At 69.8% G+C, this 3,252-nt stretch carries 3 protein-coding genes; all 3 read right to left on the minus strand.

Annotated elements, in window-relative coordinates; translation table 11 throughout:
- Nucleotides 1-80 precede the first annotated feature (80 nt).
- The gene (locus StrepF001_RS44790; protein ID WP_129803810.1) at nucleotides 81-503 is read right to left on the minus strand and encodes an organic hydroperoxide resistance protein; all 423 of its coding nucleotides are present in this window, start codon (nucleotides 501-503) and stop codon (nucleotides 81-83) included.
- 203 nt (nucleotides 504-706) lie between these two features.
- Nucleotides 707-3,052 (minus strand): alpha-xylosidase, encoded by a 2,346-nt coding sequence (yicI, locus tag StrepF001_RS44795; protein ID WP_129803811.1) that lies wholly within the window; start codon nucleotides 3,050-3,052, stop codon nucleotides 707-709.
- Nucleotides 3,053-3,097: 45 nt separating this feature from the next.
- A partial coding sequence (locus StrepF001_RS44800; RefSeq protein WP_129803812.1) for a family 1 glycosylhydrolase occupies nucleotides 3,098-3,252 on the minus strand: 155 nt, incomplete at its 5' end.

Consider the following 3,252-nt stretch of genomic DNA (forward strand, 5'->3'; position numbering starts at 1 on the left):
ACCCAACTGGGTTGGAATCCCCCTCTTCAGAGGAGGGAGGATGTCGACTGCCGGCAATTCCTTCTGCGGGACTGCGTTCATCAGACGGCAGTGGCGTTGATGGTGACGGGGATGTTGCCGCGGGTGGCCTTGGAGTAGGGGCAGAGTTGATGGGCGGCGTCGGCGAGCTCGGTGGCCTGGTCCTGGTCGACGCCGCCGAGTTCGAGGTTGAGGACGGCGGCGAGGGAGTAACCGCCGTCGTTGTGGTTCAGGCTGATCTCGGCGTTGATCTCGGTACTGGTCAGCCTGACCTTCCGGTCCGCGGCGGCCCGGCGGACGGCGCCGAGGAAACAGGCACCCCAGCCCGCGGCGAAAAGCTGCTCGGGGTTGGTGGCGGTGCCGGACCCGCCGAGCTCCTTGGGGTAGGAGAGCGTGGTCTCCAGCAGACGGTCGTCGGACTGGACGCGGCCACCGTTGCGGCCTTCGCCGGTGACGTTCACAACGGCGGTGTAGCTGTTCGGCATTGCATGTCCTCATAGGGAAGTCGGAGCGTTGCGGGTCTCGTAAGTCGAGAAAACTCGAGTCGAGAGAACTCCTTGGCGGGGACACGCATCGCGGGTCACCTGTTCAGGAGGTGACCCGATCGTCGCAGTATGGGCGTCACCTGTCAAGGTGGTGATGTTTGGGTGGAGCGGGCATCCTCACTGTGCCCGCGGCGAGAGAGGCATCAGCTCCCGGTGAGAAGTGCCGTGAGGTGGGCCGTGCCCGCGGGTACGGCGAGCAGCGTGCCGAGCGCGGTCCGCTCGGTCCGGGCCGGCGATCCGGGGTCGCCGGGTTCCGCCGCCGCGCCCACCAGCAGCACCTGCCACGGCCCCGGTGCACCCTCCGCCTCGACCGTGACCGTGTCGCCGTCGCGGCTCGTCCGGAAGACGGCTGCCGCGCCGTCCCGGGCGCCCGGGGCCGGGATCCGCGTCGTGACCGTCGTACCGTCGACCGGCGCGTGGACCCGCAGCGTCACCCCGTGCGCCCAGTCGTACTCCGCCGCGTCGTCGCTCTCGCCGTACGGGATGACCGAGCCGGGCCGGGCGAGCAGGGGGAGGCTGTCGAAGCCGTACTGCTCACGCCGCCAGCCGGGCCCCTGGACCTGCTCGCCCGACAGCAGATGGGTCCAGGTGCCGTCCGGCACGTAGTAGTCGACGGTGCCGTCCGCCGAGAAGACGGGAGCGACGAGCAGGTCGTCGCCGAGCATGTACTGCCGGTCGAGGGTGTGGCAGGCGGGGTCGTCGGGGAATTCCAGCACCATCGCCCGCATGACCGGCGTGCCGCGCTCCGCCGCCTGCTGGGCCGCGCGGAACAGGTACGGCATCAGCCGGTGCTTGAGGCGGGTGAAGTCGCGGGTGACCGCGACCGCCTCCTCGTCGTAGTCCCACGGCACCCGATAGGACTTGCTGCCGTGCAGCCGGCTGTGCGACGACAGCAGGCCGAACTGCACCCAGCGCTTGAAGACCTCGGGCGTCGGCGTGCCCTCGAAGCCGCCGATGTCGTGGCTCCAGAAGCCGAAGCCGGACAGGCCCAGCGACAGCCCGCCGCGCAGCGATTCGGCCATCGCACCGAAGTGGGACTCGCAGTCGCCGCCCCAGTGGACCGGGAACTGCTGGCCGCCGGCCGTCGCCGAGCGCGCGAAGAGCACGGCCTCGCCCGCGCCCCGTGCCTCGTGCAGCACGTCGAAGACGGTCTCGTTGTAGAGCTGCGTGTAGTAATTGTGCATCCGCTCCGGGTCGGAGCCGTCGTGCCAGACCACGTCGGTGGGGATACGCTCGCCGAAGTCGGTCTTGAAGCAGTCGACGCCCTGCGCGGCGAGCGCGCGCAGCTTGCCCGCGTACCACTCCCGCGCGTCCGGGTTGGTGAAGTCGACGAGGGCCATGCCCGCCTGCCACAGGTCCCACTGCCACACGTCGCCGCCTGCCCTGCGGACCAGAAAGCCGTGCCGTTTGGCCTCCGCGAACAGCGCGGACTTCTGCGCGATGTACGGGTTGATCCACACCGACACGCGCAGCTCGTGCTCGTCCTTCAGGCGCCGCAGCATGCCCTCGGGGTCCGGGAAGACGTCCGGGTCCCAGGTGAAGTCGCACCACTGGTACTCGCGCATCCAGAAGCAGTCGAAGTGGAACACCCCGAGCGGGATGTCGCGCTCGGCCATGCCGCGTACGAACCGGTTCACCGTCTCCTCGTCGTAGGAGGTGGTGAACGAGGTCGACAGCCACAGCCCGAACGACCAGGCCGGCGGCAGCGCCGGGCGTCCGGTCAGCGCCGTGTAGCGGTTCAGGATGTCCTTGGGTGTCGGGCCGTACACGACGAAGTACTCCAGCGACTGGTCCTCGACGCTGAACTGCACCTGCCCGACGGCCTCCGAGCCGACCTCGTAGCTCACCTTTCCGGGATGGTTGACGAAGACGCCGTAGCCGCGGTTGGTCAGATGGAACGGAACGTTCTTGTACGCCTGCTCGCTCGCGGTGCCGCCGTCTGCCTGCCAGATGTCCACGCTCTGGCCGTTCTTGACGAACGGGGTGAACCGTTCGCCGAGCCCGTACACCAACTCGCCGACACCGAGCGACAGTTGGCCCAGCGAGTGGTGGCTGCCGTCGCCGGTGACCGCGAAGCCGGTCCCGCGCGCCTCGGCGGAGGTGAGGACGCAGCCGTCCGCGGTGAAGTCCAGCCGCCACGGTGCCGCGGTGTCCACGCGCAGGGACAGCTCCCCGGCCGTCAGCTCGAGCAGCGAGCCCTCGCGGGTGACCTTCGCCGTGTGGCCCGGCTCGGCGCGCAGCGCGAACTCCGGGCCGCGCTCGGCGGCGCCTGCGTGGTGGGTGGAGCGGACGCCGATCACTCCTTCGGCGGGGGACCAGCATTCGACGGTCAGCAGCGGGCTGTTGAGGGTGTGGCCGCGCTTCGTCACGTGCCGCACGGGCGCGTAGAGCGTGAACCGGTCGTCGGTGACCTGTACGTCGGCGACCTCGGTCGCGTACGACGCCTTGACGCCGTCGCGCATGAGCCAGTAGCCGTCGGTGAACTTCATGGGGGGTCCTTAACGAGGGGTGGTGCGGCTGCCGGGAGCGGTGGGTCAGGCGCCGCCGCGGGTGCGGTGGGCGGCGATCAGCCGCTGGTACCAGTGGTAGCTGTCCTTGGGCGTGCGCGCCTGCGTGGCGTAGTCGACCCGGACGATGCCGAAGCGCTGGCCGTAGCCACGGGCCCACTCGAAGTTGTCCAGCAGCGACC

The sequence above is a fragment of the Streptomyces sp. F001 genome (assembly GCF_004187715.1).
GTDB classification, from domain to species: Bacteria; Actinomycetota; Actinomycetes; order Streptomycetales; family Streptomycetaceae; genus Streptomyces; species Streptomyces flavusporus.